Below are 26,983 nucleotides of genomic sequence, written 5' to 3'. Positions count from 1 at the left end.
CCTCGACCGCCCGGATCGCGTCGATCACCCGCCCGGGTCCGACCTTCAGCCCTGTGCGGCGCAGGGCGCGGGCGAAATGGGCGATGTTGACCGCGAGCTTGCCGTCCTCGGGGATGTCGAGGGGAAAGAGTTCAGCCATCGCCGGCGCGGTGGGGGGGCCGTCCCCGCACTCCCGGAGTGTTGCCGCAATGAAGAAGTGGTGGCCGCATCGTCCCGCGCCTCAGGCCGGCGCGAAGTCGGCGCGAAGTTCGTCGAGGATCTTCCTGGCCGGAGCGCCGGCGATCTTCTGGATGTCGTCCTGGTATTTCAGGATCGCGCCCAGCGTGTCGGCGATGACCTCGGGCGAAAGGGCGATGACGTCGAGCGCGAGGAGGCATTTCGCCCAGTCGATCGTTTCGGCGACGCCGGGTTTCTTGAAGAGGTCCTCGCGCCGGAGCTTCTGGACGAAGGCGACGATCTCGCGGCTCAGCGTCTCGGTCGCCTCCGGGGCGCGGGCGTGGAGGATCTCCATCTCGCGGTCGAACGAGGGGTAGTCGACCCAGTGGTAGAGGCAGCGGCGCTTCAGCGCGTCATGCACCTCGCGGGTGCGGTTTGAGGTCAGGATGACGATGGGGGGTTCCGGCGCCCGGATGGTGCCAAGCTCGGGGATCGTCACCTGGAAGTCGGAGAGCGCCTCCAAGAGGAAGGCCTCGAAGGGCTCGTCGGTGCGGTCGAGTTCGTCGATGAGAAGGACCGGCGCGCCGCCGGGCTGGGGGCGCATCGCGGCGAGGAGCGGCCGTTCGATCAGGTAGTCCTCGGTGAAGAGCTCGGCCCTGAGCGCTTCGCGGTCGGCGCCCCCACCGGCCTCGGCGGTGCGGATCGCCAGCATCTGGGCGGCGAAGTTCCAGTCGCAGACGGCCGAGGCCGCGTCGAGCCCCTCGTAGCACTGGAGCCGGATGAGACGGCGGCCCAGCGCCGCGGCGATCGCCTTGGCGATCTCGGTCTTGCCGACCCCGGCCTCGCCTTCGAGGAACAGGGGCCGGCCGAGCTTCAGGGCGAGGAAGACGACGGTCGAGAGCGCCCGGTCGGCGATGTATCCATTGCCGGCGAGCTGCCGGGTGACGTCCGAGATATCCGCGGGAAGGCCGGTCACGGTGCGGGGTCCTCCACTTGCCGGGCCTTCGCTGCCCTGCGGCCAACTAAGACCGGCGCCGCGCGCCTGTCCAGCCCGGTCGCGCGGACAGGCGACCGAAGGCCGGGAGGCCAAAGGTCGCGGCGGCCCATGTGGTCGTTATCAGGCAGAAGTGGTGGCTAGGGGCGGACTTGAACCGCCGACCCCATGATTATGAGTCATGTGCTCTAACCAGCTGAGCTACCTAGCCGCACCGGCGGCGGTCCTATGCCAGCGGCCCCCGCCCGTCAAGCGATATTCGCCGTGGCGGTCAAACCCCGTAGTGTTCGCGGTACCAGGCCACGAAGGCGGCCATGCCAGCCGCGATGCCGGTTTCCGGCCGGTAGCCGGTGAGCCGGGTCAGAAGGCGGTTGTCGGCCCATGTCGCGGGCACGTCGCCCTTCTGCATTTCCATGAGGTTGCGGACGGCCGTCCGGCCAGTCGCCTTCTCGATCGCCGCAATGAAGTCGCCGAGTGCCACCTTCTCGCCGTTGCCGATGTTGACGACGCGCCAGGGCGCGACGGGCGAGAGGCTGTCGCCCTCCTCGATCGCGTCCGGCGCGGCGGGCCGTTCGGGGGGCTTGTCCATCAGAAGCCGGATCGCCCGGACGAGGTCCGTCACATAGGTGAAGTCGCGGAACATCCTGCCGTGGCCGTAGACGTCGATGGTCTCGCCCTGGAGGATTGCCTTCGTGAACTTGAAGGGCGCCATGTCGGGCCGGCCCCAGGGACCGTAGACGGTGAAGAAGCGGAAGCAGGTCGTGGGCAGGCCCCAGAGATGCGCCCAGGAATGGGAGAGCGACTCGGTCGCCTTCTTCGTCGCGGCATAGAGCGAGACCTGGGTGTCGGCTTTGTCGGTCTCTCGGTAGGGCATCTCGGTATTGGCGCCGTAGACCGAGGAGGTGGAGGCAAGGAGGAGGTGCTTCACCCCGCAGTCGCGTGCGGCCTCCATCACGTTGAACGTGCCCTCGATATTCGACGAAAGGTAGCTCCGCGGCGCTTCTAGCGAATAGCGCACCCCGGCCTGCGCGGCGAGGTGGACGACCACGTCGGGCTTGAACGCCGCCATGTCGGCGGCAAGCCGGGCGTTGTCCTCCAGCATCGCTTGCGTGAAGCCGAAGCCTTCGCGCTGATGGAGCATCGCGAGCCGGCCGCGCTTCAGCGCGAGGTCGTAATAGGCGGTCATCCCGTCGTAGCCGTGGACGCGCAGTCCCTCCTTCAGGAGGAGTTCGGACAGGTGGAAGCCGATGAACCCGGCCGCCCCGGTGACATAGACACGCTGCATGGCCTTCCCGTCGCTTTCCGCCCCTGGCTCGTCCCGATCCTTAGCCGCTCGCGCCGCGCAGTCCAAGCCCGGCCGCGCGACCGGCTTGGCGAAAGCGCCCGGGCAGGGTAGTCAGAGGCGGGCAAGGGGGGCAGGCGATGCAGGGTCAGATCCCGCTGACACGCGATCTGGTGCTGATCGGCGGCGGCCATACCCATGCGCTGGTGCTCAGGATGTGGGGGATGCGGCCTATCCCCGGTGTGCGGCTGACGCTGATCAGCCCCGAACCGACGGCCGCCTACTCGGGGATGCTGCCGGGCCATGTCGCCGGCCACTACCCGCGCGAGGCGCTCCAGATCGACCTCGTCCGGCTCGCGCGACATGCCGGCGCCCGGCTCATCCTCGGCCGCGCGGACGGGATCGACCGCGCGGAGCGGCGGATCAGCGTGCCCGGGCGGCCGGACGTTGCCTTCGACGTCGCCTCCATCGACATCGGCATCACCTCGGACATGCCGGCGCTGACCGGCTTCGCCGAGCATGCGGTGCCGGCGAAGCCGCTCGATGCCTTCGCCGACGCCTGGGAGGCGTTCGCGGGCCGCGCCGCACGGGGGGAGGCCGCGCCGCAGGTCGCGGTGATCGGCGGCGGCGTGGCCGGGGTGGAACTGGCGCTGGCGGCGCACCACCGGCTCGGCCCCGGCGCAGAGGTCACGGTGGTCGAGAAGGACGCGGCGCTGGCACGGATCGGCGGCGGGGCGCGTCGGGCGCTTCTGGCGCATCTCGGCCGGAACGGGATCACGCTGCGGGAAGGCGCGCGCGCCGTGGCGGTGGAGCCGGGGGCGGTGCGGCTGGACGGCGGCGGGCGGGTGGAGGCGGCCTTCATCCTCGGCGCGGCCGCGACGCGCCCGCAGGGGTGGCTCGGCGACACCGGGCTGGTGCTGGCAGAGGGGTTCGTCACCGTCGGGCCCAGCCTGCAGAGCGTGAGCGATCCCGCGATCTTCGCCGCAGGCGACATCGCCCACATGGACTTCGCGCCACGCCCGAAAGCGGGGGTCTATGCCGTCCGCCAGGCGCCGGTGCTCCTGCACAACCTCGGCGTGGCACTGACCGGGCAGGGCAGGATGCGGAGCTACCGGCCGCAGCGCGACTACCTGAAACTGATCTCCACCGGCGGCAAGGGCGCCGTCGCCGACAAGTGGGGCCTGCCCTTCGACGGGCCCTGGCTCTGGCGCTGGAAGGACCGGATCGACCGGCGCTTCATGGCGATGTTCCACCAGCTTCCGCAGATGCCTGTCCCCGCCCTGCCGGCAAGGGTGGCCGCCGGGGTGGCCGAGGAACTCGCTTCCGCCAGGCCGATGTGCGGCGGCTGCGGGGCGAAGGTCGGGCAGGCGGAACTGAAGGCGGCGCTTGCCCACCTGCCGCGGCCGGCGCGGCCCGACGTGCTGTCGGGGCCGGGCGACGACGCGGCGATCCTGACCCATGGCAAGGGGCATCAGGTGCTGACGACCGACCATGTGCGCGCCTTCACCGAGGACCCCTGGATACTGGCGCGGATCACCGCCCTTCACGCGATGGGCGACGTCTGGTCGATGGGCGCACGGCCGCAGGCGGCGCTGGCGCAGGTGATCCTGCCCCGGATGAGCGCGGACCTTCAGGCGCGGACGCTGACCGAGATCATGGAGGCGGCGGCGGATGTCTTTGCGGCCGAGGGCGCCGATGTCGTGGGGGGGCACACCAGCCTTGGCGCGGAACTCACGGTGGGATTCACCGTCACCGGCCTTGCGGCGCAGAGGCCGGTGACAATCGCCGGCGCGCGGCCGGGCGACTGGCTGATCCTGACCAAGCCGCTTGGCACCGGGGTGATCCTCGCCGCCGAGATGGCGGGGGCCGCACCGGGCGAGGTCGTGGCGCGGGCGCTCGCCGCCATGGCCCGCCCGCAGGGGGCGGCGGCGCGGCTTCTTGCGCCCGAGGCCCATGCGATGACCGATGTCACCGGTTTCGGGCTGGCCGGCCACCTTCTGGCGATGCTCGACGCCTCTGGCGTGGCGGCGCGAATCTCGCTCGCCCATGTGCCGGTCCTGCCGGGGGCGGAGGCGCTGGCGGCCGAGGGGCATGGCTCCACCCTCCTGCCCGCGAACCGGGGGGCGATGGCGCGGATGTTCCTGACCGAGGGGCCACGCGCGGACCTTCTCTTCGATCCGCAGACGGCGGGCGGGCTCCTCGCCGCCGTGCCGGCGGGCGTTGCGCTCGACCTCGTGCACCGGCTGCGGGCGACGGGTGAACGCCCGGCAGTCATCGGCGAGGTGGTGGCCGGCACGCCCTTCCTGACCGTCGAGGACTGAGCCGGCGGCGGCCTGCGGGCGCGGGTTCAGCGCCGGGTCGCCGAGGCAAGCGCGCCAACCGTCAGTGCGATCCTGTCAGCGAGCGGGGCGAGCGCCTCGGGCGCGAGGCTTGGCGCCTCGACCACGCGCTCGCGGCCGTCGGCGAAGCGTGCCCGGTGCTTTTCGTAGCGCGGGTCGTAGTGATGCGCCATGAGGCCGGCCGCGAGCGGCGCGAAAGCACCCTCGGCGGCGAGAGCCAGCCAGGTGTCGACCACCTCGGCCAGGTGCAGCGGGCGCAGGCTCTCGATCACTGCGGCGAGGCGCGCACGGTCCCCGGCCAGGTCGGCATAGGCGCGGGCGAGATAGGCGGCGCGGGCCTCAGCCGGGGCCGCGACATGAATGCGGGGGGCTGCCGCCATGGCCGCCCAGAGTTGCTTCGGCAGCGCGATGTCGCCGACCTTGGAGCTTTCGGCCTCCACCACGACGGGGCGGGCGGGATCGAGGGTCGCGAGCGCCATCGCGAGCCGCCCCTCGAAGGCTTTCTGCGAGGGCTGCCCGCCCGGCATCGCGCCGAAGAGCGAGCCTCGGTGGTTGGCGAGGCCCTCGAGGTCGATGACCTGCAGCCCCCGGGCCGCGAGGAGCGCGAGAAGCTCGGTCTTGGCCGAGCCGGTGTTGCCGTCCAGCACGACGACCGGGCTCGGCACCGGACGGTCATGAAGCATCTCGACCACGAGCCGCCGCCAGGACTTGTAGCCGCCGTCGACAAGCTCGACCCGCCAGCCCACCTGCGCGAGGATCGTCGCGAAGGAGCCGGAGCGCTGGCCGCCGCGCCAGCAATAGAGCAGTGGCCGCCAGGCCCCCGAGAGGTCGGCGAGCGGCCCTTCGAGATGGCGGGCTGCATTGCGCGCGACGAGCGCCGCGCCAACCTTCCGCGCGAGGAAGGGCGACTGCTGCTTGTAGATCGTGCCGACCCGCGCGCGCTCCGCATCGTCGAGCACCGGCAGGTTGATCGCGCCGGGCAGGTGATCCTCGGCATACTCCGAGGGCGAGCGCACGTCGATCACCGCATCGTGGTCGAGCGCGGCGACCTCGGCGAGCGACGCAAGCGTGCGGAGCATGGGGGTGGGCGACATGGCCCCCTCTTAGCGCCCGGGCCGGGGCACGGGAAGCCCCCCGCGGCGGACGCCAGGCAGGCGCCTTTCAGTAGACCATCACCGGCGCGCCGAGCGCGACGCGATCGTAAAGGTCGATGACATGTGCGTTCACCATCCGCAGGCAGCCATTCGACACCGACTTGCCGATGGAGTTCGGTTCGATCGTGCCGTGGATCCGGATCGCGGTGTCGCGGCCATCCTGGAAGAGGTAGATCGCCCGCGCGCCGAGGGGGTTCTTCGGCCCGCCCGGCATCCCGTCGGCATACTTTGCATAGGCGCCGGGGTTGCGCGCGATCATCTCGGGCGTCGGCTTCCAGCTTGGCCATTCGACCTTCTTGCCGACCTCGGCCGCGCCGCGGAAGACAAGCTCGGCCTTGCCCACCGCAACGCCATAGCGGATCGCCACACCCTTGCGGGCGATGTAGTAGAGGAAGTACTTCGACGAGATCACATGGATCGTTCCCGGCTCCAGGTCGCGGCGCACGGTGACGACCGACGGATAGAGTTCGGGCGCAAGCGTGAGGCCCGGGATCGGCGCCGAGGGCGGTGGCGGCTTCACCGCGGGGATGGCGAGCGCCGGGCGGCCGGCGGCCGTGACCGCCAGGGCGGCGGCACCGGTGAGGAGGGAACGTCGGTCGATCATGACACTCGGCTTTCGGTGCGAATCAGCTACAAAAACAGGAACACCCTGCGACTGGTTCCATTTTCATGATGAATATGGCCCTGACTAGGCGCAATTGCGCCCCATGGCGGCAGCCGGAGCGCAGCGTTTGAGGCGGATCAAGGACGGCGCCCCCTCTGCCCGTCGATAAGGCCGGCAAAGGATAGCGCATGCCCGTTCCCGTCTTCCGCGCCACCGGCCTGACCAAGGTCTACGACACCGGCCAGATTCAGGTCCGCGCACTCGACGGTGTGGACCTCGAGCTTTACGAGGGCGAGTTCACCGTGCTCCTCGGCCCCTCGGGTTCGGGGAAGTCCACGCTTCTCAACATCCTCGGGGGCCTCGATACGGCGACGAGCGGCCATGTCTGGTTCCGCGACCAGGAGCTGACGGGGCTCGGCGACAGGGCGCTGACGGCCTACCGGCGCGACCATGTGGGTTTCGTCTTCCAGTTCTACAACCTCGTCGCCTCGCTGACCGCGCGCGAGAACGTGCAGCTTGTCACGGACGTGTCGCACAACCCGATGAGCCCGGCCGAGGCCCTGGGGATGGTGGGGCTCGCGCCCCGGCTCGACCATTTCCCGGCCGAGCTTTCCGGCGGCGAGCAGCAGCGCGTGGCGATCGCCCGCGCCATCGCCAAGCGGCCCGACGTGCTATTGTGCGACGAACCCACCGGTGCGCTCGACAGCCAGACCGGGGTGCAGGTGCTGCAGGCGCTGAAGCGTGTGAACGACGAACTGGGGACCGCGACGGTCGTCATCACCCACAACGTCGCGATCCGAAAGATGGCGCACCGCGTGATCCGCTTCCAGGACGGCCGGCTTCTCAGCGCCGAGGTGAACGAGACGCGCATCGAGCCCTCGGAGATCGAATGGTGATGCACGCGCTCGACCGCAAGCTCCTGCGCGATTTCGTCCGGCTCTGGGCGCAGGCGCTGGCCATCGCGCTCGTCCTCGGTTGCGGGGTGGCGGCGCTCCTGACCTCCTTCGTCATGTACCAGGCGCTCGGCGACAGCCGGGATGCCTACTACGAACGCAACCGCTTTGCCGATATCTGGGCCTCGGCCCGGCGTGCGCCGCTGACCGTCCTGCCCGAGGTGGCTGCCATTCCAGGCGTGCGCAGCGCCGAGGCACGGACGGAAGGGCTGGTGACGCTCGACATTCCCGGGCGGGAGGAAACGGCGGTCGGGCGCATCATCTCGCTGCCCGCATCGGGCGAGCCGCTCCTCAACCTGCCGCTGCTGCGGTCGGGCCGGCTGCCCGATCCCGACGCCGCGAACGAGGTCGCGGTGAACGAGCCCTTCGCCCTGGCCAACCGCTTCACCCTCGGCGACCGGTTCTTCGCCAATCTCAACGGCACGCGGCGGGAACTGACGATCACCGGCACGGTCCTCACGCCCGAGTTCATCTACACGCTCGGCCCCGGCGCGATGATGCCCGACAACGAAGGCTTCGGCGTCATCTTCATGCCGGAACGCGCGGCGACGGCGGCCTTCGACATGTCGGGTGCCTTCAACAGCCTGACTGTCGCGCTATACAAGGGCGCGTCGGAGCCCGAGGTCATCGACCGGATCGACGCGCTTCTCGACCCCTACGGCGGCAACGGGGCGCATGGCCGCGACCGCCAGATCTCGCACAGCTTCGTCTCGTCCGAACTTGACCAGCTCTGGACCATGACCATCGTCATGCCGCCGATCTTCTTCGGGGTGGCCGCGTTCCTGGTGAACATGGTTCTGGGCCGCATCGTCGCGCTCGAACGCGCCGAGATCGGGCTTCTGAAGGCGCTCGGCTACGGCAACCGCCAGGTCGCCCAGCACTACCTGATGCTTGCGGCGCTCACCGCCATCGTCGGCATCCTGATGGGCTGGGGCGCGGGGGCCTGGCTCGCGCATGGCATGGCGCGGCTCTACGCCCGCTTCTTCGACTTCCCGTACCTGATCTTCCGCGGCTCCTGGTCGGTCTATGCCGTCGCGGCGCTCCTCGGCCTCGCCTCGGCAGCCTTCGGCGCGCTTCGCGTCGCACTCGCGGCGGCCCGCCTGCCGCCCGCCGTGGCGATGCAGCCCCCGGCACCGCCGCGGTTCCGCCGCGGTCTCGCCGATCGGCTGATGGCGCGGCTCCGCCTGTCGCAGCCGGCGATGATGATCCTGCGCTCCATCACCCGATGGCCCGTGCGCGCCGCGATGAGCGCGCTGGGGCTTTCGATGGCGGTCGGCGTTCTTGCCGCGGCGAGCTTTTTCGACGACGCCATGGACAAGATGCTCGACACCACCTTCGGGCTGGCCAACCGTCAGGATGCGGTCCTGATGTTCGCAGAGAACCGGCCCGAGCGCGTGATCGACGACCTGCGCAGCCTTCCCGGCGCGCTGCAGATCGAGGGGCAACTGATCGAGCCGGTGGTGCTGCGCAACGGCCATCTCGAGAAGCACACGACGCTGGAGGCGCGGCGGCCCGATGCGGACCTGTCGCGCATCGTCGGCGGTTCGGGCCGGGTCGTCGCCGCGCCGCCCGGCGGCGTGGTCCTCGCCGCGCGGCTCGCCCGGCAACTCGGCGTCGCGCCAGGCGACACGGTCGAGGTTGAGTTCCTGTCGGGCCGGCGCGAAACCGCGCTCCTGCCGGTCACGGCGACCATCGACCAGTACATCGGCATCGCCGCCTACATGGACTTCGAGGCGCTGAACGCACTGCGCCGCCAGGCGCCGCAGGTCTCGGTGGCAAACCTGACGCTCGACCCCGCGGCACGGTCGGAGTTCCATCGCGCGCTGAACGGGATGCCTGCGCTGGCCGGCACGGCCATGGTCTCCGACATGCGCCGGTCGTTCGACGAGACGCTGCGCGAAAACATCAGCATCACCGCCACCGTCTACATCACGATCGCGGTTCTCATCACCGTTGGGGTCACCTACAACGGCGCCCGCATCCAGCTATCCGAACGCGCCCGCGAACTGGCGAGCCTCAGGATCCTCGGCTTCTCGCGCGGCGAGGTTTCGTTCATCCTCGTCGGGGAGGTGATGGTCCTGGCGCTTCTCGCGCAGCCTCTCGGCTGGCTCGCCGGACTCGGCATCGCCTGGGCATTCACGCAAGGAATCGAGAGCGACCTCTACGAGGTGCCCTTCGTGATCGTCCCCTCGACCTTCGCCCGCGCGAGCCTCATCGTCCTTCTGACCGCCCTTGTCTCGGCGCTGGTGGTGCGCCGCCGCATCGACCGGCTCGACCTCGTCGCCGTCATGAAAACCCGGGAGTGACCCATGGCCCTTCAACCCCGCCACTACATCATCGGCCTTCTCGGCGCCGGCGTCGCGGGCGGCCTCGCCTGGCTCGCCTTTCGCACCGAACCCGTGCCGGTGGACCTTGCCACGATCGCGCGGGGGCCGATGCTTGTCACCGTGAACGCCGAGGGCGAGACGCGCGTGAAGGACGTCTTCGAGGTCGCCGCGCCGATTTCCGGCACCGCGCGGCGCGCGCCCGTCGAGGTGGGCGATGCGGTGGTTGCGGGCGAGACCGTCGTCGCCGTGGTCGAACCCGCCGCCCCCGCCCTTCTCGACGCGCGGTCGCGCGATCAGGCCGAGGCCGCGGTGCGCGAGGCCCGCGCCGCGCTGACGCTGGCCGAGGCGCAGCTTCGCCAGGCGGAGGAGGAACTCCACTACGCCCGCAGCCAGCACGACCGCGCCCGCACCCTTGCCGAGCGTGGCGTCGCCTCGCAGACCGCGCTCGAGGACGCGAGCCAGCTTCTCGCCATCCGGCTCGCCGCGCGCGAGGCGGCGCGGTCAAACGTCGAGATGGCAACGAGCGCACTGGCCCGCGCGAACGCGGTCCTGGTGCCGCCGTCGGTCGGCGGCGCGGCGCGCGACAGCTGTTGCGTGACGCTCCGCGCGCCAATCACCGGCACGGTCCTGACCGTCGACATCGTCAGCGAGACCCCCGTTGCCGCCGGCACCCGGCTCCTCTCGGTCGGCCGCACCGACGATCTGGAGATCGTGGCCGATCTGCTCTCCTCCGATGCAGTCGGGCTCAGACCCGGCACCCGCGCCATCGTGGAGCGCTGGGGCGGCACTCCGCCGCTCGAGGCGGAACTGCGCAGCCTCGATCCGTCCGCGCGCACCAAGGTCTCGGCGCTCGGGATCGAGGAGCAACGTGTCGACGCCGTCTTCGACATCATCACCCCCGCCGGGGCCCGCTCCGGCCTCGGCGACGGCTACGCCGTCTACCTCCGCATCGTGAAATGGGAAGGCGCCGATGTGATGCAGGTTCCGCTCTCGGCGCTCTTCCGGCACGAGGGTGGCTGGGCGGTCTTCCGGGCCGTGGACGGCAAGGCGCGGCTCAGCCCCGTCGTCCTCGGCCAGCGCAACGGCACCGCCGCGGAGGTGACCGAGGGGCTCCAGCCGGGCGACCGGGTAATCCTCCACCCCGCCGATGCCATCGCCGAGGGCTCGCCGGTCGCCGAACGCACGGAGGGTTGACCGCCTCCGCCGTCAGTCCCGCGCCCGCAGGACGCGCGCCGGCCGCGCGGCGAGTGGCCTCAGCGCGAAGATGAGGCCGGCGAGAAGCGTCGCCAGCGCGCCGCCCGTGACGATCGCCGCGGCCGAGACCGGCTCGAACCGGAACGTGCCCTCCATCACGAAGGTCATCACCGCCCAGCCCGCCGCCGCGCCGAAGGCGACGGCCACGATCCCCGCCGCCGCCCCCATCAGCGCGGAGCGGAGCGCGAAGCTCGCGAGCACCACTCCCCGCGTCGCGCCGAGCGTCTTCAGCACGGCCGCCTCATAGACCCGCGCCCGTTCCCCCGCCGCGGCCGCGCCGATCAGCACGACGACCCCGGTCAGGAGCGTCACGCCCGCCGCGATGGCGGTGGCCTTCGCGATGGCGGCCAACGCCTCGCTCACCCGGTCGATGGCGTCCTTCACCCGGATCGCGGTGATGTTCGGAAAGGCGGTGGCGAGGTCGCGCAGAATCGCGGCTTCCGCCTCAGGCGCGGCATAGACGGTGGCGATCCAGCTGTGCGGCGCGCCCTGAAGGGCCGCCGGGTTCATCGCCATGACGAAGCCGATTCCCGCCGTGCCGAAGTCCACCTCTCGGAACGAGGTGATCCGGGCCTCGATGTCGCGGCCGAGGACGTTCACCGTGACCCGGTCGCCGAGCTTCAGCCCCATCTCCTCCGCCTCCTCGCGGGCGAAGGACATGAGCGGCGGGCCGGCGTAGTCCTCGGGCCACCATTCGCCCGCGACGATCCGGGTCCGCTCGGGCGGGGTTGCGGAATAGGTCAGTCCGCGGTCGCCGCGGACGACCCAGTGGTCGCCCGCCACCTCGCGCGCGTCGCGGCCGTTGATCCTGGTCAGCACGCCCCTGAGCATCGGTGCGGTATCCACGCGGCTGACCGCCGGATCGCCCTTCACCCGGGCCAGGAAGCCCTCGATCTGATCAGGCTGGATGTCGACGAAGAAGTAGGACGGCGCGACCTCCGGCAGGTCGCGGGCGATGGAGGCGCGAAGGTTGGTGTCGATCTGGCCCACGGCCGCAAGGACCGAGAGACCGAGGCCGAGCGACAGTATGACGGCCGTTGCCTCCTCCTTCGGCGAGCCGATGGCCGAAAGCGCGAGCCTTAGCGCCGGCCGGCCCCGCGCACGGTGGCCCATGCGCCGGGCGAACCGCCTGAGCGCGAGTGCTGCGAGTGTCAGAACGACAAGCGCCGCGACGATGCCGCCTAGCGTGCCGAATGCCAGTTCCGGAACACCGGACAACCCGACAGCCACCGCGACGAGCGCGCCGGCGATTCCGGCCAGCACCGCCGACAGGCGCCAGCCCGGCCAGACCCGCCGCCCCGGACCGAGGTCGCGGAAGAGCGCCGCCGCCTTCACCTCGCGCGTGCGCGCCAGCGGCCAGAGCGCGAAGAGCGCGGCGGTGAGCACGCCATAAGTCGCGGCCTCGGCGAGCGGGCGCACGGCAAGGCCGATCTCGACCGGGATCGGCAGCGCCCCGGCGATCAGCGGCCCGGCGAGGATCGGTGCGCCCGCGCCGAGGACGAGGCCCGCGACGACGCCGATGAGGGCGAGCGCCGCAACCTGGACGAGATAGACGGCGAAGATCGTCCCCGAGGTCGCACCGAGCGCCTTCAGGGCGGCCATCGTGCCCACCTTGCCGTCGAGATACGACCTGACCGCCGCGCCGATGCCGACGCCGCCGACGGCGAGCCCCGCGAGCCCGACGAGGATCAGGAACGACCCCATCCTATCCACGAAGCGCCGCATCCCAGGGGCGCCATAGCGCGCGTCCTGCCATTGCATTCCGCTGTCGCGGAACGCGGCCACCGCCTCGCGGCCGACGGGGCCTACCGCCACGCCGTCGGGCAGCAGGAGCCGGTAGTTCGTGTCGAAGAGGCTGCCGGGCTCGAGAAGGCCCGAGCCTGCAAGGTCCTCCGTCCGCACCATCGTCCGCGGCCCCACCGTGAATCCGGTCGCCGCCGCGTCGGGTTCCCGCAGGATCCGGGCGGCGAGGCGGAACTCCTTGGTGCCGAGCCGGAAGCGGTCGCCGATGGCAAGTCCCATGCGGTCGGCGAGAACCGGGTCCATCGCCGCGCCGGGGAGGCCCTCAAGGGGGGCGAAGACCTCGGCCGGCGCCAGCGCCGGCTCGAACACCATCGCACCGGTCAGGGGATACGCGGCATCGACCGCCTTCACCTGCGTGAGCGCACGCTCGGCAGCCTCCCCCTCGCCCACGACCGCCATGGAGCGGAATTCGACGATCTCCGACACCTTCGCGGCCCGCGCATCCATGAAGCCGCGCTCCTCGGGTGTGGCAAAGCGGTAGGTGAAGGACATCTCGGCGTCGCCGCCCAGAAGCACCGCGCCCTGATCGCGGATCGCCGTCTCGATCGAGGAGCGCACCGTTCCGACCGCAGCAATCGCGGCGACGCCAAGCATGAGGCAGAGGAGGAAGACGATGAATCCCCGCGTGCCGCCCCGGAGCTCGCGCCGGGCAATCCTGACCGCGATCGGAAGTGTCATTCGGCGACCTTGACGCGCCGGGCTCGGTCCTCGCCCGCGATCCGGCCGTCGGCAAGCCGCACCACCCGGTCGCAACGCGCCGCAAGCTCCGGCGCGTGGGTGACGAGGATCAGCGTCGCCCCGTGCCGGTCCCGCAAGCCGAAGAGAAGCTCCATGATCGCCTCGCCAGTGGCGGCATCGAGGTTGCCCGTCGGCTCGTCGGCGAGAAAGATGGCCGGCCGCGGCGCCGCAGCGCGAGCCAGCGCCACGCGCTGCTGCTCGCCGCCCGAAAGCTGCGCCGGATAATGGTCCATCCGCGCGCCGAGCCCCATCGCCTCAAGCTCCGCCGCCGCGCGGCCGAAAGCGTCCGCCACCCCCGCAAGCTCCAGCGGGATCGCGACATTCTCGACCGCCGTCATCGTCGGAATCAGGTGGAAGGACTGGAACACGATGCCCATATTGCCCCTGCGGAACCGTGCGAGCGCGTCTTCGTCGAGCGCCGTCAGGTCATGGCCAAGCGCCGTGATCCGGCCCGATGTCGCGCGTTCGAGCCCGCCCATGAGCATGAGGAGCGACGACTTGCCCGACCCCGACGGACCGACGAGCCCGAGGCTTTCGCCCCGCGACACGTCAAGGCTGATGCCTTTCAGGATTTCGATGCGGCCGGCGTTGCCCTCGAGCACGAGCCGCGCGTCCTCCAGGCTCAGTATGGTCTCGCTCATGCCTGCCGTCCGCTCCATCCGCCGCTTCAAGCCATATGGGGTCGGCCGGGCATTGCGCAACCTCGCGCTCGGCTTCCTGCTGTTCGCGGGCACCGCAGCCCAGGCCTCGCCGCCGACGCTCGTGGCCTTCGGCGACAGCCTGACGGCGGGCTACGGCCTGCCGCCCGAGGACGGCTTCGTCCCGCAGCTTCAGGCCTGGCTTGCCGAAAGGGGCGCCGAGGTGACGGTGCAGAACGCCGGCGTTTCCGGCGACACGACCGCAGGGGCGCTGGCGCGAATCGACTGGACGCTGTCGGCCCCGGTGGATGCGATGATCATCACGCTCGGCGGCAACGACCTCCTCCGCGGGATCCCTCCCGAGGAGGCGCGCGGCAATCTCGACGCGATCCTGACGAAGGCGGCGGAAAAGGGCATCCCCGTGCTGGTGGTGCCGATGGCGGCGCCCGGCAACTACGGCGCGGACTACAAGACCGCGTTCGACTCGATCTATCCGGAACTTGCCGCGAAGCACGGAGCACTTCTGGCGGAACCCTTCCTCGCCCCGATCCTCGCGCTTCCCGACCGGCAGCAGGCCCTGGCAGACTACATCCAGCCCGACGGGCTCCATCCCAATGCAAGGGGCGTGGCCCTGGTCGTGGACGCGCTCGGGCCGAAGGTGCTGGAACTGCTTGCCCGGGCGGAGTAGCCGCGCATCCTCAGCCCGCGCCGACCTTTGCCCAAGCGGGATGCAGGTCGTCGATGACGTAGGCGTGGCGATGCCGCCCCGCTTCCCCGTGATCGCGCAGGTGCGGATGGTCGGGCGGCAGTCCGGGATGGTCATGCGAGACCTCTGCCGGGTCCTGCGCGGGCCAGAGGCGGAGCGCGAGGACGGCGCCGGCAAGTCCGATGAGCGCCATCATGAGGAAGGTCGGACCAAGGCCGATCCGCGCCCCGAGCCAGCCGGCGAGCGGGTAGCAGAGAAGCCAGCAGGCATGCGAGAGCGCGAACTGAGCGGCGAAGATCGCGGGGCGGTCGGCAGCCCCGGCCGAGCGGCGGAGAAGCCGGCCCGAGGGGGTTTGCGCCGCGCTGTACCCCGCCCCGATCACGAGCCAGAGCGGCAGGAGCGCGGCATAGGTGCCGACAAGCGCGCCGGCAGCCGTTCCGGCCACCAGCACCGCCGCGCCGGACATCATGACCGGGCGGTCCGCGAGCCGGTCGAGAAGCCGGGGCAGCGCGAGCGCGGCCGCCATCGAGCCCGCGCCGAAGGCCGCCAGCGCCCAGGCGACCTCGACCTCGCCGAGCCCGAAGCGGGACTTCACGAGAACCACGGTGTTGACGATGACCATCGCCCCCGCCGCCGCGACGGCGAGGTTGACCGCGAAGAGCCCCCTGAGCCGCGGCGTGGCGAGATAGAGGCGGAGCCCCCGCGTTGTCCGGTCCCAGATGCCGCGGCGGGGGCCGGGCTCGGGCGCCGGAAGGGTCACGCTGACGACGAGGGCTGCCGAGACGAGGAAGCCGGCCACCGTCCCGGCGAAGAGGCTGTGGAATTCCATCACCGTAAGGAGCGCCGCCGCGAGCATAGGCGAGACGAGGCTCTCAAGGTCATAGGCCAGACGCGAGAGCGAGAGCGCGCGGGTGTAGTCCTCCTCGGCCGGCAGGATGTCGGGGATCGTCGCCTGGAAGGTCGGGGTGAAGCCGGCCGAGGCCGCCTGCAGCACGAAGATGAGCAGATAGACCTGCCAGACCTCGGTGACGAAAGGCAGGCAGAGCGCAACCGCTGCCCGGACGAGGTCGAGCGTGACGAGCACTGCCCGGCGCGGCAGCCGGTCGGAGAGCGCCTGCGCCACGGGGGCGAGACCGACATAGGCCACCATCTTGATCGCGAGCGCGGTGCCGAGCACCGCCCCCGCCTCGGCCCCGGCGAGATCGAAGGCGAGAAGCCCGAGCGCCACCGTCATGAGTCCGGTGCCGAGCAGCGATATCACCTGCGCGGCGAAGAGATGCCGGTAGGTGCGGTTCCTGAGCGGGCGAAGCATCATCGTTCTCCGGGGTGCCGTTCCCTTATGCCATGTGCCGCAGATGCCGGACAGTGCCGGAAACGGGCGCGGGCCGCATCGGGCCCTACGGGCGCAATCCCATCGCGGGGGGCGTTGCTCTGGCCGTGGACACGCTCGGGCCGATGGTGCTGGGACTTCTCGCCCGGGCGGAATGACCGATCCTCGGCACGCCTCAGCGCACCATCAGGCGCGGCAGGGCTTCCCGAGCGCCCACCTCGCCAATCACCGAAGCCCCGGCAAATCCCTGCGCCACGAAGAGGTCCAGCACCGCATCGGCCGCCGCTGGCGTGCAACTGACCAGAAGCCCGCCGCTTGTCTGCGGATCGGTCAGAAGCGCCCGCTCCGTGACGGCGAACCCCTCTGGCAGGGCGACGCTTGCGCCATAGCTCGCCCAGTTTCGCCCGGAGGCGCCGGTCGCGCAGCCCTGCCGAAGAAGATCGCGCACCCCGTCCATCACCGGGACCCGCGCCCAGTCGAGCGTGATGCTGACGCCCGCACCGCGGGCAAGTTCCAGCGCATGGCCCGCCAGCCCGAAACCCGTCACATCGGTCATCGCGTGGACCCCGTCCATCTGCGCGAACTCCGGGCCGGGGGTATTCAGCCGCGTGGTGGTGTCGAGCATCAGCCGATACGCCGGATCGCCCAGCAGCCCCTTCTTCAGCGCCCCGGACATCACCCCGGTGCCGAGCGGCTTGCCGAGGATCAGCACGTCGCCGGGCCGGGCGCCGGTGTTCCGCCGCACCCGGTCGGGATGCACGATCCCCAGCGCGACCAGCCCGTAGATCGGCTCGGCCGCGTCGATGCTGTGACCGCCCGCCACCGGAATCCCTGCCGCGGCGCAGACCGAAGCACCGCCTTCGAGAATCCGCGCGATCGTGGCGGGGGAGAGCCGCGAGATCGGCATTCCGACGATGGCGAGCGCCAGGATCGGCCGCCCGCCCATGGCGTAGACGTCACTCAGCGCGTTGGTCGCGGCGATGCGGCCGAAGTCGAATGGATCGTCGACAACGGGCAGGAAGAAGTCGGTGGTCGCCACGATCGCCTGGCTGTCGTTCAGCCGGTAGACCGCCGCGTCGTCGGAGTGTGCCGTACCGACCAGAAGGTCGGGCGGCAGCGGAAGGCCCGGCATCCCTGCCAGAAGCTCCGACAGGAGTGCGGGCGCGATCTTGCAGCCGCAGCCGCCACCATGGGCCAGCGACATCAGCCTCGGCTCCTCGGTCCGGTCCGCATCCATGCGCGCCACCGTCACCCCCGCCAGTCGAAGAATCCGGCCGGCGCCCGACCGAGCAGCTCGCGCGCGAGGTCTGCCCCCGCTTCCGCGGCGTCGGCGACAGCGCAGCGCCGCTCGCCCGCGATCACCTCGGACCCGTCGGGTCGGAGGATCTCGCCCCGGAGCCAGAGGCCGTCGTCCACGTGCAGCGCGAGCCCGGCGATGGGCGTCTCGCAGGAGCCGTCGAGCGCGGCGAGGAACGCGCGTTCGGCTGCGAGTCCTTCGCCCGTCGCCCGGTCGTGGATTGCCGCGAGAAGGGCGGCCGCGCGCGAATCGGCGGCGCGGCGTTCGATGCCGATCGCACCCTGCGCGACGGCCGGAAGCATCTCCTCGGGCGCGATCGCGCTTTTCGCCACCTCGGCCATGCCCAGCCGGTTCAGCCCCGCCATGGCGAGGAAGGTCGCCGCCGCGACACCGTCGTTCAGCTTCTTCAGCCGCGTCTGCACGTTGCCGCGGAACTGGACGAGCCTGATGTCGGGACGGCGGTGCGCGAGTTGCGCCCGGCGCCGGAGCGAAGAGGAACCGACGACCGCGCCCTCGGGCAGATCGGCCAGCCGGGCGACAGCGGGCGAGACGAAGGCGTCGCGCACATCCTCGCGCGGCAGGTGGCAGTCGAGAAGGAGGCCCGCCGGCTGCGCCACCGGCATGTCCTTCATGGAATGTACGGCGATGTCGATCCCGCCCGCGAGAAGCGCGTCCTCGATCTCCTTCGTGAAGAGGCCCTTGCCGCCGATCTCCTTCAGGGGCCGGTCGGCCGCGATCAGCGTCCGGTCGTCGCCGGTGGTCTTGATCACGACGATCTCGAAGGCGCCCTCGGGCAAGCCGTGGGCGGCCATGAGCCTCGCGCGGGTCTCGTGGGCCTGCGCGAGCGCCAGCGGAGAGCCGCGGGTGCCGATCTTCAGCGGGGTCTTTGCATCGGGCATCTGCATGGACAGGGCATAGCCGCGACAGATTGCCCGCGCAATGGCCGCGCGCGGCGCGTACCTTGACATCCCGTCGCAGCCGGGGATGAAGGGGCGGAGGAGGCCCCATGAAAAAGACAATCCTCAGTGCCCTCGCCGGCGAGACCCTGCCGGTCCCGCCGATCTGGATGATGCGTCAGGCGGGCCGCTACCTGCCGGAATACCGCGCCACCCGCGAGAAGGCGGGGGATTTCCTCACGCTCTGCTACACGCCCGAGCTTGCCGCAGAGGTCACGCTCCAGCCGATCCGCCGCTACGACTTCGATGCGGCGATCCTCTTTGCCGACATCCTCCTCCTGCCGCAGGCCCTTGGCGCCGACCTCTGGTTCGTGACCGGCGAGGGCCCGCGCCTTTCCACACTCACCACGCCCGAGGGGCTGGCCGCGCTGAAACCGGTGGAGTCCATCCACGAGACGCTGGCGCCGGTCTACGAGACGGTGCGCATCCTGTCCCGCGCGCTGCCGAGGGAAACCACGCTCATCGGCTTCGCCGGCGCGCCCTGGACGGTGGCAACCTACATGATAGCGGGGCGCGGCACGCCGGATCAGGGCCCGGCACATGCGCTGAAGGCCACCGACCGCGCGACCTTCCAGGGGCTGATCGACCGCCTGACGGAGGCGACGATCCACTACCTCTCGGCCCAGGTGGAAGCGGGGGCAGAGGTCGTGAAGCTCTTTGACAGCTGGGCGGGGTCGCTGAAGGGGCAGGATTTCGACGACTTCGCCCTGGCCCCGGCGAAGCGGATCATCGCCGGCCTGAAGGCCCGCCACCCGGGCCTGCCGGTCATCGCCTTCCCGCGCGAGGCCGGCCCTCGCTACGTCGGCTTCGCCAGGGCGACCGGCGCCGACTGCGTGGCAATCGACAATTCCGTGACGGCGGAATGGGCGGCCGAGAACGTGCAGAGGGACGGCTGCGTGCAGGGAAACCTCGACCCCGCGCTTCTCGTGACAGGGGGCGAGCGGCTGGTCGCAGAGGCGCGCCGGATCGTCCGCGCCTTCGCGGGCGGGCCGCATATCTTCAACCTCGGCCACGGGGTCACACCCGACGCCGACCCGGACAACGTGAGCCGGATGATCGAGGCCGTCCGCGGGTGAGTTGTCGTACGCGGCCGGAAACGTCCGTCCGCTGTCGGTTTCCGCCCGTCTCCGGCGGCCCCGGAGCCGTAGGGTCGGCAAGGGAGGCGCGATGGGCTTGCCCGACGGAGCCGCCGCGCCGGTCTTTTCCTTTGCGCCGCGATGCGCAATGGTGACACGAAAACGCGACTCCGCCGGGTATCGCGGCGGGATCAAGGGATGCCGGCACAGCCGGACCGGAGGATGGAAGATGAGATACTTGGCTGCGAAGACAGCCCGCGAGGCGGCCGAGGCGCTGGCCGCCGAGGCAGGGGTGACCCGGGTGCTGGCGGGGGGTACGGATGTGCTCGTCCAGATGAAGGCGGGGCTGGTGGAGCCCGACCTGGTGGTGGACATCAAGAAGATTCCCGGCATCGCGACGATCACGCCCGAAGCGGGCGGCTTCCGGGTCGGTGCGGCGGTGCCGAATTCGGTCCTTGGCGAACATGAGGGTGTCCGTACGCTCTGGCCGGGCGTGGTTGAGGGGGCAAACCTCATCGGATCGACCCAGGTGCAGGGGCGCTGCACGATGGCAGGCAACCTCTGCAACGCCTCGCCTGCCGGCGATGCCGTGCCCGGCCTTGTCGCCGCGAACGCGGTGGCCCGGATCGCCGGGCCGGACGGCGAGCGCGACTGCCCGGTGGCGGACATCCCCGCCGGCCCCGGCAAGACCACGCTGAAAAAGGGCGAGGTCATCACCTCGATCCTTCTGCCCGCGCGACCCGCGCGCGCCTCCGACGCCTACCTGCGCTTCATACCGCGCACGGAAATGGATATCGCGGTGGCCTCTGCGGCCGTCTCGCTGGAGCTGAACGCCGATGGCACTGTTAAGGCGGCCCGCGTCGTCCTCGGCGCGGTCGCGCCCACGGTCGTCGTGGCCGACGCGGCCGGCAAGGCGCTCGTCGGAACGAAGCTCGACGACGACACGCTGGCGAAGATGGCCGCGGCCTGCGAAGCGGTGTGCAGGCCCATCGACGACAAGCGCGGAACGGTCGCGTTCCGCACCAAGACGGCCGGCACGCTGGCGAAGCGCGCCGCCCTTATCGCATACGCCCGCGCCGGAGGTTCGAAATGAAGTCCATTCCCGTCTCGACCACGATCAACGGCGACGCCTGCGAGTTCCTCTGCACACCGGACGAGACGCTGCTCGACGCGCTCAGGAACCGCCTCGGCATGACCGGCGCGAAGGAAGGCTGCGGCACCGGCGATTGCGGCGCGTGTTCGGTCACGCTGAACGGCCGGCTCGTCTGTTCCTGCCTCGTCCTCGGGGTCGAGGCCGAGGGGGCGGAGATCACGACCATCGAGGGGATGGCGGACGGCGACGAGCTTCACCCGCTCCAGCGGCATTTCATCGATCACGCGGCGCTGCAGTGCGGGGTCTGCACGCCCGGCATCCTCGTCGCTGCGAAGGCGCTTCTGGAAAAGAATCCGGAGCCTTCGGACGAGGAGGTGCGCTACTGGCTCGCCGGCAACCTCTGCCGCTGCACGGGCTACGACAAGATCATCCGCGCCGTCCAGGCGGCCGCGGCCGAGATGAGGGGAGCCTGAGATGTCCTTGGACGAATACCGCAAGCGCGAGTTCAAGCAGGTAGGCCAGCGGGTCCGCCGGCCGGATGGCGTGGACAAGGTCACGGGCCGGGCGATGTATGGCGCGGACGCGACCGCGCCGGGGATGCTCGTCGGACGCGTCCTGCGCTCGCCTCACGCCCATGCCCGCATCCGCAGCATCGACACCTCGGCCGCAGCGGCCCTGCCCGGCGTCAAGGCCGTCCTCACCGGCGCCGACCTGCCGGTGCAGGAGGACGCCTTCGTCCGCGATGTGCAGGACAACTGCATGGCCCGCGAGAAGGCGCTTTACGACGGGCACGCCGTCGCCGCCGTCGCGGCGGTGGACGCGGCGACGGCCAAGGCCGCGCTGAAGCTGATCAAGGTCGACTACGAGGTGCTGCCCCACGTCACCGACGTGGATGTGGCGATCAAGCCCGGAGCTCCGGTGGTGCAGGCGGGGCGGACGCTGGAGAACGTGCCCGCAGGCATGTCGGAGAACGTGACGAGCCATTGCGAGTTCGGCCACGGCGACCCCGCCGCCGGCTTCGCCAGGGCCGATCACGTCGTCGAGCGCCACTTCCGCACCGCCGCGACCCATCAGGGCTACATCGAGCCGCATGCCGCCCTTGCCTCCGTGACCTCGGACGGCAAGGCGGAGCTCTGGTGCTGCACGCAAGGGCAGTTCTTCGTCCGCACCCTCTGCGCGGCGATCATGGGAATGGAGGCGAGCCAGTTGCGCGTCACCGCCTCCGAGATCGGCGGCGGCTTCGGCGGCAAGACGACCGTCTTCATCGAGCCGGTTGCGCTGGCGCTCAGCCGCAAGGCGGGGCGTCCGGTGAAGATCGTCATGAACCGGGACGAGGTGTTCCGGGCCACGGGCCCGACCGTCCACACGTCGATGGACGTGAAGATCGGCATGACGAAGGACGGCCGTATCACGGCCGCCGAGGCGCATCTGCGCTATTCGGGTGGCGCTTTCCCGTGCGGTACCGTGGACATGGGCGCGCAGGCGGCCTTCGCCGCCTATGACCTGGAGAATGTCCGCACCTACGGCTGGAACGTGATGACGAACCGTCCGAAGGAGGCCTCCTACCGCGCCCCCGGCGCGCCGCAGGCGATCTATGCCGTCGAAAGCGTCCTGGACGAGCTCTGCCAGCACTTCCGGCTCGATCCGATCGACGTGCGGCTGAAGAACGCCGCGCGAAAGGGAACGAAATCCTCCTACGGGCCCACTTTCCCAGACATCGGGCTGGTCGCCACGCTGGAGGCCGCGAAGAGGCATCCCCACTACACCGCGCCGCTGAAGCCGGGGCAGGGCCGCGGCATCTCCTGCGGCTTCTGGTTCAACTTCGGCGGCAACTCCTGCGTGAGCCTCAACATCAACACCGACGGCACCGTCGGCGTGACCGAAGGCAACCCCGACATCGGCGGCAGCCGCGCCTCGATCAGCCTGATGGCGGCGGAGGAGTTGGGCATTCCCTACGAGCGGGTACGCACCATCGTCGCCGACACCTCCTCGCTCGGCTACAACGACGTGACAGACGGCAGCCGCGTGACCTTCGCGGTCGGACTCGCCACGATCAAGGCCGCGCGGGAGGCGATCCGGGTGATGTGCGGGCGCGCGGCAAGGATCTGGGGGATCGACGCCGAAGCGGTCGAGTGGAAGGACGGCGCGGCGGTGCCGGCCGGGCCGAACGCCGGGAAGTTCCCGCCGATGAGCCTCGCCGAGATCGCGGCGGTCTCGTTCGAGACGGGTGGGCCCATCGCCGGCCACCACGAGGTCAACGTCGATGGCGCGGGCGTCTCGTTCGGTGTCCATATCGTCGATGTCGAGGTGGACCGCGAGACGGGCGCCACGAAGGTTCTGCGCTACACGGTATTCCAGGACGCCGGGAAGGCGGTGCATCCCTCCTACGTCGAAGGCCAGATGCAGGGCGGCGCCGTGCAGGGCATCGGCTGGGCGCTGAACGAAGAGTACATCTACGGGCCTGACGGCAGGCTGCAGAACCCCGGCTTCCTCGACTACAGGGTGCCGGTCGCCTCGGACCTGCCGATGATCGACACGGTGATCCTGGAGATTCCCAACCCCGGCCATCCCTACGGTGTCCGCGGCGTGGGCGAGACGGGGATCGTGCCGCCGCTCGCAGCAATTTCCAACGCGGTATCGCGGTCGGCCGGGATTCGGCTGTCCGAACTGCCGATGTCGCCGCCGCGGGTCCTGAAGGCGCTCGGGGCGTGACGCGGGGGGCGTGAGATGGTGAAGGTCCGGCTCTGGGGCTCGCTTCGGCAGGCCGCCGAGGGGCAGACCGAGGTTGAGGTGGAGGCGAGGACGTTCAAGGAGCTTCTTGACCGCCTCGTCGAGACCTATCCGGGCCTTGCCCCGCAGATCGCGCGCGGCGTCTCCCTTTCGCTCGACGGAGTGATCTACCGGGAGGCCTGGTTCACCGAGATCCGTCCGGAGAGCGAGGTGGTTCTCATGCCCTACATGACAGGCGGCTGATATCTGTCCCGCAAGGCAGGTGGCGGGAAGCCTTGTCGCATCTCGTCCAGTTAGCGCCGCTTTTCGACCCTGATCGACGCCCGGTTCTGCGCAATGTCCGCGGCCAAGGCCCGTCGGAAACAACGGGTTGAAATCGAGGGTCGCTTCCGCTTAAGTCTGCTCAGCGGGTAGCAAAGACTCATAAGAACACACGGGGAGCCCGAATAGATGGATGCACGCACCGGCGGAAACGCCGCATTTGTTGCGTTTGAGCATGTCCAGAAAAGCTATGACGGGGAAAATCTGGTCGTCAAAGACCTGAACCTGTCGATCGCCAAAGGCGAATTCCTGACGATGCTTGGGCCTTCCGGGTCCGGCAAGACCACCTGCCTGATGATGCTGGCCGGGTTCGAGACCGCCACCCATGGCGAGATCAAGCTGAACGGGCGACCGATCAACCGCATCCCGCCGCACAAGCGTGGCATCGGGATGGTGTTCCAGAACTACGCGCTTTTCCCGCACATGACCGTGGCCGAGAACCTTGCGTTTCCGCTCGAAGTGCGCGGGCTCGGCAAGTCCGAACGCGACGCCAAGGTCAAGCGGGCGCTCGACATGGTGCAGATGGGCGCCTTCGGGGGGCGCCGCCCGGCGCAGATGTCCGGTGGCCAGCAGCAGCGCGTCGCGCTCGCCCGCGCGCTGGTGTTCGAGCCAGAGCTCGTGCTGATGGACGAACCCCTTGGCGCGCTCGACAAGCAACTGCGCGAGCACATGCAGTTCGAGATCACGCGGCTTGCGCACCACCTTGGCATCACCACCGTCTATGTCACCCACGACCAGACCGAGGCGCTGACGATGTCCGATAACATCGCGGTCTTCAACGATGGCCGAATCCAGCAGCTTGCCCCGCCTGCGGTGCTGTACGAAGAGCCGACGAACAGTTTCGTTGCGCAGTTCATCGGCGAGAACAACACGCTTCTCGGCGTCGTGCAGGAAATCCGCGGCGATGTCGCCGTGGTCAGGCTCGACGATGGCGAGCTGATCGACGCCAAGCCGGTGAACGTCTCCAGGGCCGGCGAGCGTACGCGCGTCTCGATCCGGCCCGAGCGGGTGGAGTTCAACAAGGCACGCCTGCAGCCCGGTGCCCATACACTCAAGGCCGAGGTGCTGGAGTTCATCTACATGGGCGACATCTTCCGAACGCGACTGCGCGTCGCCGGAAACGACGACTTCGTCGTCAAGACCCGAAACGCCCCCGACCAGAAGCGCCTCCAGCCCGGACAGCAGATCGAGATCGGCTGGCTGCCCTCGGATTGTCGGGCGCTCGACGCCTGAGCCGACGGAACTTGGCCCGCGACCTGTCCCGTGGCGCGGACCAACCAAACGACACGGGAACAATAGGGAGTCACCTCATGAAACTTTGTTCAGCCTTTCTTGCAACCACGGCTCTGACGCTGGCGGCCGGCTCGGCGTCGGCCATCGACCTGACGTTCGTGTCCTGGGGCGGCGCCTACCAGAACTCGCAGCTCAAGGCCTATGTGGAACCCTACGTGGCCGCACATCCCGACGTGTCGGTCGTCTGGGACGAAAGCTCCAGTGAAGCCGTCGCCAAGCTGCGGGCGATGAACGAGGCCGGCAACCTCACCTGGGATCTGGTGGACGTGACCATCGCCGACGCGATGCGTCTGTGCGACGAGGGCCTGGCGATGGAAGTCGACTTCGACACCATGCTCGCGCCCGCCCCGGATGGCACCTCCGCCAGCGACGACTTCGGCGACCTGCTCCTCTCGGAGTGCTTCATCCCGCAGATCGTCTATTCGATCACCTTCGGCTACCGCAACGACGTGGCCGAATGGAACGGCGCGACGCCGACCTCGGTCTGCGACGTGTTCGACACGACGAAGTTCCCCGGCAAGCGCAGCCTCTACAAGGGTCCGCTATACAACATGGAATGGGCGCTCCTGTGCGACGGCGTGGCGAAGGAGGAGATCTACAACGTGCTCGGCACCGACGAGGGCGTGGATCGCGCCTTCAAGAAGCTCGACTCGATCAAGGATCAGGTCGTGTGGTGGACGGCCGGCGCCGAAACCCCGCAGCTTCTGGCCGATGGCGAGGTCGTGATCGGAAGCACCTACAACGGTCGCCTGTTCTCGGTGATCGCGGAGCAGAAACAGCCGGTGTCGATGCTCTGGGATGCCCAGATCTACGACCTCGACGGCTGGATCATCCCGACTGGCCTGCCCGAGGACCGGCTGCAGGCGGTGAAGGACTTCCTCTTCTTCGCCACCGACACGCAGCGCCTTGCCGATCAGGCCAAGTTCATTTCCTACGGCCCGGCCCGGAAATCCTCCGCGCCGCTCGTCGGCAAGCATCAGGAACTCGGCATCGACATGGCCCCGCACATGCCGACCGACCCGGCCAACGCCACCAACGTCGTGATGATGGACTTCCCGTGGTGGGCCGACCATCGCGACGATCTGGACGCCAAGTTCCAAGCGTGGCTCGCGCAATAATGGCATAAGACCGGAAGGGACCCGGACGGGTCCCTTCCACCCCATTCGTTTGTGACTTTGCACGGCATTCCGACCGCGACCTTCCGCAGCTCCGACGGGGGACAGATGAGCGACACCACCCAAGCCAGCCCGATGAAGGCCGCCGACGGGACACCGCTGAAGAAGAGCCTCACGCGCGCGCTTCGCCGCCAGAAGCTCAGGGCGCTCGCGCTGATCGCGCCGCTGCTGATCTTCGTGCTCTTCACCTTCATCCTGCCGATCGCCGACATGCTGTTCCGCTCGGTCGAGAACCAGATCGTCGGCGACACGCTTCCCAACACGGTGCAGGCGCTCAAGGCCTGGGATCAGGCATCGGACGAGGCGCCGGGCGAGCAGGTGTTCCGGGCCCTTTCCGTGGACTTGCAGGTGGCCGCCGAGTTGAAGCAGCACACCCGTCTCGGCACCCGCCTGAACTACGAGAACCCCGGCGTGTCATCACTGTTTCGTTCCTCTGGGCGCGGCGCCGACAAGATCGGGAAGGATTTCCAGGATCGGCTCGTCGAACTCGATCCGGCCTGGAAGGAGGGGGAGACCTGGGCGACGATCTTCGGCACCGACGAATGGCTTGCCGCCGAAGCGGCCTGGGACGCCGACAGGGCCGGCAAGCAGCCCGCCTTCCGGATGCGCGACGGGATCGACGAAGCCCTGCCCCTCACGGCACATGCCTACCAGGTGTTCGTGAAGGACGTGCAGGGCGCGGGCAAGAATCCGGCCACGACGAAGCCGTGGCGCGTGTTCTACGACGCGCTGTCCCAGGACCTCGGCGCCAACCCCGACCCGGC

Annotated in this window: 22 protein-coding genes, 1 tRNA gene and 2 pseudogenes; 14 read left to right on the top strand and 11 right to left on the bottom strand. The window is 69.9% G+C overall.

From position 1 onward, the window contains the following. The 4 genes and pseudogenes from ACMUOO_RS09060 to ACMUOO_RS09045 all read right to left on the bottom strand — a co-directional run. Nucleotides 1–139: pseudogene (locus tag ACMUOO_RS09060) on the bottom strand (VWA domain-containing protein); the annotation flags it as partial. An 81-nt stretch (nucleotides 140–220) separates the two neighbouring features. Further along, nucleotides 221–1,132, bottom strand: a complete 912-nt coding sequence (locus ACMUOO_RS09055) for an AAA family ATPase (RefSeq protein ID WP_413855044.1) — start codon at nucleotides 1,130–1,132, stop codon at nucleotides 221–223. A gap of 152 nt (nucleotides 1,133–1,284) precedes the next feature. After that, nucleotides 1,285–1,361: transfer RNA gene (locus tag ACMUOO_RS09050), tRNA-Met, on the bottom strand. Nucleotides 1,362–1,421: 60 nt separating this feature from the next. Next, entirely contained in the window at nucleotides 1,422–2,435 is a 1,014-nt protein-coding gene (locus ACMUOO_RS09045) for an NAD-dependent epimerase/dehydratase family protein (RefSeq protein ID WP_301917618.1), read from the bottom strand. A 137-nt stretch (nucleotides 2,436–2,572) separates the two neighbouring features. Between ACMUOO_RS09045 and selD (ACMUOO_RS09040) the strand changes: the two genes are divergently transcribed. Then, nucleotides 2,573–4,753, top strand: a complete 2,181-nt coding sequence (selD, locus tag ACMUOO_RS09040) for a selenide, water dikinase SelD (RefSeq protein WP_413855043.1) — start codon at nucleotides 2,573–2,575, stop codon at nucleotides 4,751–4,753. A gap of 26 nt (nucleotides 4,754–4,779) precedes the next feature. On the opposite strand, the gene mnmH is transcribed toward selD (ACMUOO_RS09040), so the two are convergent. Together mnmH and ACMUOO_RS09030 are read right to left on the bottom strand one after the other, a co-directional pair. After that, on the bottom strand, nucleotides 4,780–5,865 hold the full coding sequence (mnmH, locus tag ACMUOO_RS09035) for a tRNA 2-selenouridine(34) synthase MnmH (protein WP_413855042.1): 1,086 nt from the start codon (nucleotides 5,863–5,865) through the stop codon (nucleotides 4,780–4,782). A 67-nt stretch (nucleotides 5,866–5,932) separates the two neighbouring features. Beyond that, nucleotides 5,933–6,529 (bottom strand): L,D-transpeptidase, encoded by a 597-nt coding sequence (locus ACMUOO_RS09030; protein ID WP_301917620.1) that lies wholly within the window; start codon nucleotides 6,527–6,529, stop codon nucleotides 5,933–5,935. Between the two features lie 188 nt (nucleotides 6,530–6,717). On the opposite strand from ACMUOO_RS09030, the gene ACMUOO_RS09025 reads away from it, so the two are divergent. Genes ACMUOO_RS09025 through ACMUOO_RS09015 form a run of 3 tightly spaced genes read left to right on the top strand, consistent with a single transcriptional unit; the run spans nucleotide 6,718 to nucleotide 11,003 of the window. Continuing rightward, nucleotides 6,718–7,425, top strand: coding sequence for an ABC transporter ATP-binding protein (locus ACMUOO_RS09025; protein ID WP_301917621.1), 708 nt, complete (start codon nucleotides 6,718–6,720; stop codon nucleotides 7,423–7,425). After that, nucleotides 7,419–9,788, top strand: a complete 2,370-nt coding sequence (locus ACMUOO_RS09020; RefSeq protein ID WP_301917622.1) for an ABC transporter permease — start codon at nucleotides 7,419–7,421, stop codon at nucleotides 9,786–9,788. Before ACMUOO_RS09025 ends, ACMUOO_RS09020 begins: the two co-directional genes overlap by 7 nt. A gap of 3 nt (nucleotides 9,789–9,791) precedes the next feature. Next, nucleotides 9,792–11,003, top strand: coding sequence for an efflux RND transporter periplasmic adaptor subunit (locus tag ACMUOO_RS09015; RefSeq protein WP_301917623.1), 1,212 nt, complete (start codon nucleotides 9,792–9,794; stop codon nucleotides 11,001–11,003). Nucleotides 11,004–11,015: 12 nt separating this feature from the next. Here the strand turns inward: ACMUOO_RS09015 and ACMUOO_RS09010 are convergent, their stop codons facing one another. Continuing rightward, nucleotides 11,016–13,544 carry an ABC transporter permease gene (locus ACMUOO_RS09010; protein WP_301917624.1) on the bottom strand — a complete coding sequence of 843 codons (2,529 nt, stop codon included), beginning with the start codon at nucleotides 13,542–13,544 and terminating at the stop codon, nucleotides 11,016–11,018. After that, nucleotides 13,541–14,245, bottom strand: coding sequence for an ABC transporter ATP-binding protein (locus tag ACMUOO_RS09005; protein WP_301917625.1), 705 nt, complete (start codon nucleotides 14,243–14,245; stop codon nucleotides 13,541–13,543). The genes ACMUOO_RS09010 and ACMUOO_RS09005 overlap by 4 nt, the downstream gene beginning before the upstream one ends. Between ACMUOO_RS09005 and ACMUOO_RS09000 the strand changes: the two genes are divergently transcribed. Further along, on the top strand, nucleotides 14,244–14,930 hold the full coding sequence (locus ACMUOO_RS09000) for an arylesterase (RefSeq protein ID WP_413855041.1): 687 nt from the start codon (nucleotides 14,244–14,246) through the stop codon (nucleotides 14,928–14,930). The genes ACMUOO_RS09005 and ACMUOO_RS09000 overlap by 2 nt on opposite strands. A 10-nt stretch (nucleotides 14,931–14,940) precedes the next feature. On the opposite strand, the gene ACMUOO_RS08995 is transcribed toward ACMUOO_RS09000, so the two are convergent. Then, entirely contained in the window at nucleotides 14,941–16,260 is a 1,320-nt protein-coding gene (locus ACMUOO_RS08995; protein WP_413855039.1) for an MFS transporter, read from the bottom strand. Nucleotides 16,261–16,313: 53 nt separating this feature from the next. Between ACMUOO_RS08995 and ACMUOO_RS08990 the strand changes: the two genes are divergently transcribed. Then, nucleotides 16,314–16,436 carry a hypothetical protein gene (locus ACMUOO_RS08990; protein ID WP_301917628.1) on the top strand — a complete coding sequence of 41 codons (123 nt, stop codon included), beginning with the start codon at nucleotides 16,314–16,316 and terminating at the stop codon, nucleotides 16,434–16,436. Between the two features lie 17 nt (nucleotides 16,437–16,453). Here ACMUOO_RS08990 and selD (ACMUOO_RS08985) read toward each other — a convergent pair whose 3' ends face one another. Both selD (ACMUOO_RS08985) and hemC read right to left on the bottom strand, forming a co-directional pair. After that, nucleotides 16,454–17,515: a selenide, water dikinase SelD gene (gene selD, locus ACMUOO_RS08985; protein ID WP_301917629.1), complete on the bottom strand. Its 1,062-nt coding sequence runs from the start codon at nucleotides 17,513–17,515 to the stop codon at nucleotides 16,454–16,456. Nucleotides 17,516–17,526: 11 nt separating this feature from the next. Beyond that, nucleotides 17,527–18,474, bottom strand: coding sequence for a hydroxymethylbilane synthase (gene hemC, locus ACMUOO_RS08980; protein ID WP_413855046.1), 948 nt, complete (start codon nucleotides 18,472–18,474; stop codon nucleotides 17,527–17,529). Between the two features lie 107 nt (nucleotides 18,475–18,581). On the opposite strand from hemC, the gene hemE reads away from it, so the two are divergent. The 8 genes and pseudogenes from hemE to ACMUOO_RS08940 all read left to right on the top strand — a co-directional run. Then, nucleotides 18,582–19,607: a uroporphyrinogen decarboxylase gene (gene hemE / locus ACMUOO_RS08975; protein ID WP_301917631.1), complete on the top strand. Its 1,026-nt coding sequence runs from the start codon at nucleotides 18,582–18,584 to the stop codon at nucleotides 19,605–19,607. A gap of 229 nt (nucleotides 19,608–19,836) precedes the next feature. Then, nucleotides 19,837–20,700, top strand: a complete 864-nt coding sequence (locus tag ACMUOO_RS08970; RefSeq protein WP_301917632.1) for an FAD binding domain-containing protein — start codon at nucleotides 19,837–19,839, stop codon at nucleotides 20,698–20,700. Further along, nucleotides 20,697–21,173, top strand: a complete 477-nt coding sequence (locus ACMUOO_RS08965; RefSeq protein WP_301917633.1) for a (2Fe-2S)-binding protein — start codon at nucleotides 20,697–20,699, stop codon at nucleotides 21,171–21,173. Before ACMUOO_RS08970 ends, ACMUOO_RS08965 begins: the two co-directional genes overlap by 4 nt. A 1-nt stretch (nucleotide 21,174) precedes the next feature. Continuing rightward, a complete protein-coding gene (locus ACMUOO_RS08960; protein WP_301917634.1) occupies nucleotides 21,175–23,412 on the top strand; it encodes a xanthine dehydrogenase family protein molybdopterin-binding subunit in 2,238 nt (745 codons plus the stop codon). A gap of 15 nt (nucleotides 23,413–23,427) precedes the next feature. Next, nucleotides 23,428–23,673: a MoaD/ThiS family protein gene (locus ACMUOO_RS08955; protein ID WP_301917635.1), complete on the top strand. Its 246-nt coding sequence runs from the start codon at nucleotides 23,428–23,430 to the stop codon at nucleotides 23,671–23,673. A 207-nt stretch (nucleotides 23,674–23,880) separates the two neighbouring features. Further along, the gene (locus tag ACMUOO_RS08950) at nucleotides 23,881–24,984 is read left to right on the top strand and encodes an ABC transporter ATP-binding protein (RefSeq protein ID WP_301917636.1); all 1,104 of its coding nucleotides are present in this window, start codon (nucleotides 23,881–23,883) and stop codon (nucleotides 24,982–24,984) included. A 77-nt stretch (nucleotides 24,985–25,061) separates the two neighbouring features. Continuing rightward, a complete protein-coding gene (locus tag ACMUOO_RS08945) occupies nucleotides 25,062–26,162 on the top strand; it encodes an extracellular solute-binding protein (RefSeq protein ID WP_301917637.1) in 1,101 nt (366 codons plus the stop codon). 105 nt (nucleotides 26,163–26,267) lie between these two features. Continuing rightward, nucleotides 26,268–26,983, top strand: a pseudogene (locus ACMUOO_RS08940) (ABC transporter permease); the annotation flags it as partial.

This window comes from Albidovulum sp. (assembly GCF_041919395.1).
In the GTDB taxonomy this organism is placed as follows: domain Bacteria; phylum Pseudomonadota; class Alphaproteobacteria; order Rhodobacterales; family Rhodobacteraceae; genus Albidovulum.
This window is presented reverse-complemented; position numbering and strand designations above follow the sequence as displayed.

Bases quoted from the DNA above. Each gene is read 5' to 3' on its own strand.
- mnmH (WP_413855042.1), bottom strand. From the start codon at position 5,865: ATGTCGCCCACCCCCATGCTCCGCACGCTTGCGTCGCTCGCCGAGGTC.
- ACMUOO_RS09045 (WP_301917618.1), bottom strand. From the start codon at position 2,435: ATGCAGCGTGTCTATGTCACCGGGGCGGCCGGGTTCATCGGCTTCCAC.
- selD (WP_413855043.1), top strand. From the start codon at position 2,573: ATGCAGGGTCAGATCCCGCTGACACGCGATCTGGTGCTGATCGGCGGC.
- ACMUOO_RS09010 (WP_301917624.1), bottom strand. From the start codon at position 13,544: ATGACACTTCCGATCGCGGTCAGGATTGCCCGGCGCGAGCTCCGGGGC.
- ACMUOO_RS09020 (WP_301917622.1), top strand. From the start codon at position 7,419: ATGGTGATGCACGCGCTCGACCGCAAGCTCCTGCGCGATTTCGTCCGG.
- ACMUOO_RS08950 (WP_301917636.1), top strand. From the start codon at position 23,881: ATGGATGCACGCACCGGCGGAAACGCCGCATTTGTTGCGTTTGAGCAT.
- ACMUOO_RS09000 (WP_413855041.1), top strand. From the start codon at position 14,244: ATGCCTGCCGTCCGCTCCATCCGCCGCTTCAAGCCATATGGGGTCGGC.
- hemE (WP_301917631.1), top strand. From the start codon at position 18,582: ATGAAAAAGACAATCCTCAGTGCCCTCGCCGGCGAGACCCTGCCGGTC.
- ACMUOO_RS08965 (WP_301917633.1), top strand. From the start codon at position 20,697: ATGAAGTCCATTCCCGTCTCGACCACGATCAACGGCGACGCCTGCGAG.
- ACMUOO_RS08995 (WP_413855039.1), bottom strand. From the start codon at position 16,260: ATGCTTCGCCCGCTCAGGAACCGCACCTACCGGCATCTCTTCGCCGCG.
- ACMUOO_RS09005 (WP_301917625.1), bottom strand. From the start codon at position 14,245: ATGAGCGAGACCATACTGAGCCTGGAGGACGCGCGGCTCGTGCTCGAG.
- ACMUOO_RS09015 (WP_301917623.1), top strand. From the start codon at position 9,792: ATGGCCCTTCAACCCCGCCACTACATCATCGGCCTTCTCGGCGCCGGC.
- hemC (WP_413855046.1), bottom strand. From the start codon at position 18,474: ATGCCCGATGCAAAGACCCCGCTGAAGATCGGCACCCGCGGCTCTCCG.
- ACMUOO_RS09030 (WP_301917620.1), bottom strand. From the start codon at position 6,529: ATGATCGACCGACGTTCCCTCCTCACCGGTGCCGCCGCCCTGGCGGTC.
- ACMUOO_RS08945 (WP_301917637.1), top strand. From the start codon at position 25,062: ATGAAACTTTGTTCAGCCTTTCTTGCAACCACGGCTCTGACGCTGGCG.
- ACMUOO_RS08955 (WP_301917635.1), top strand. From the start codon at position 23,428: ATGGTGAAGGTCCGGCTCTGGGGCTCGCTTCGGCAGGCCGCCGAGGGG.
- selD (WP_301917629.1), bottom strand. From the start codon at position 17,515: ATGGATGCGGACCGGACCGAGGAGCCGAGGCTGATGTCGCTGGCCCAT.
- ACMUOO_RS08970 (WP_301917632.1), top strand. From the start codon at position 19,837: ATGAGATACTTGGCTGCGAAGACAGCCCGCGAGGCGGCCGAGGCGCTG.
- ACMUOO_RS08960 (WP_301917634.1), top strand. From the start codon at position 21,175: ATGTCCTTGGACGAATACCGCAAGCGCGAGTTCAAGCAGGTAGGCCAG.
- ACMUOO_RS09025 (WP_301917621.1), top strand. From the start codon at position 6,718: ATGCCCGTTCCCGTCTTCCGCGCCACCGGCCTGACCAAGGTCTACGAC.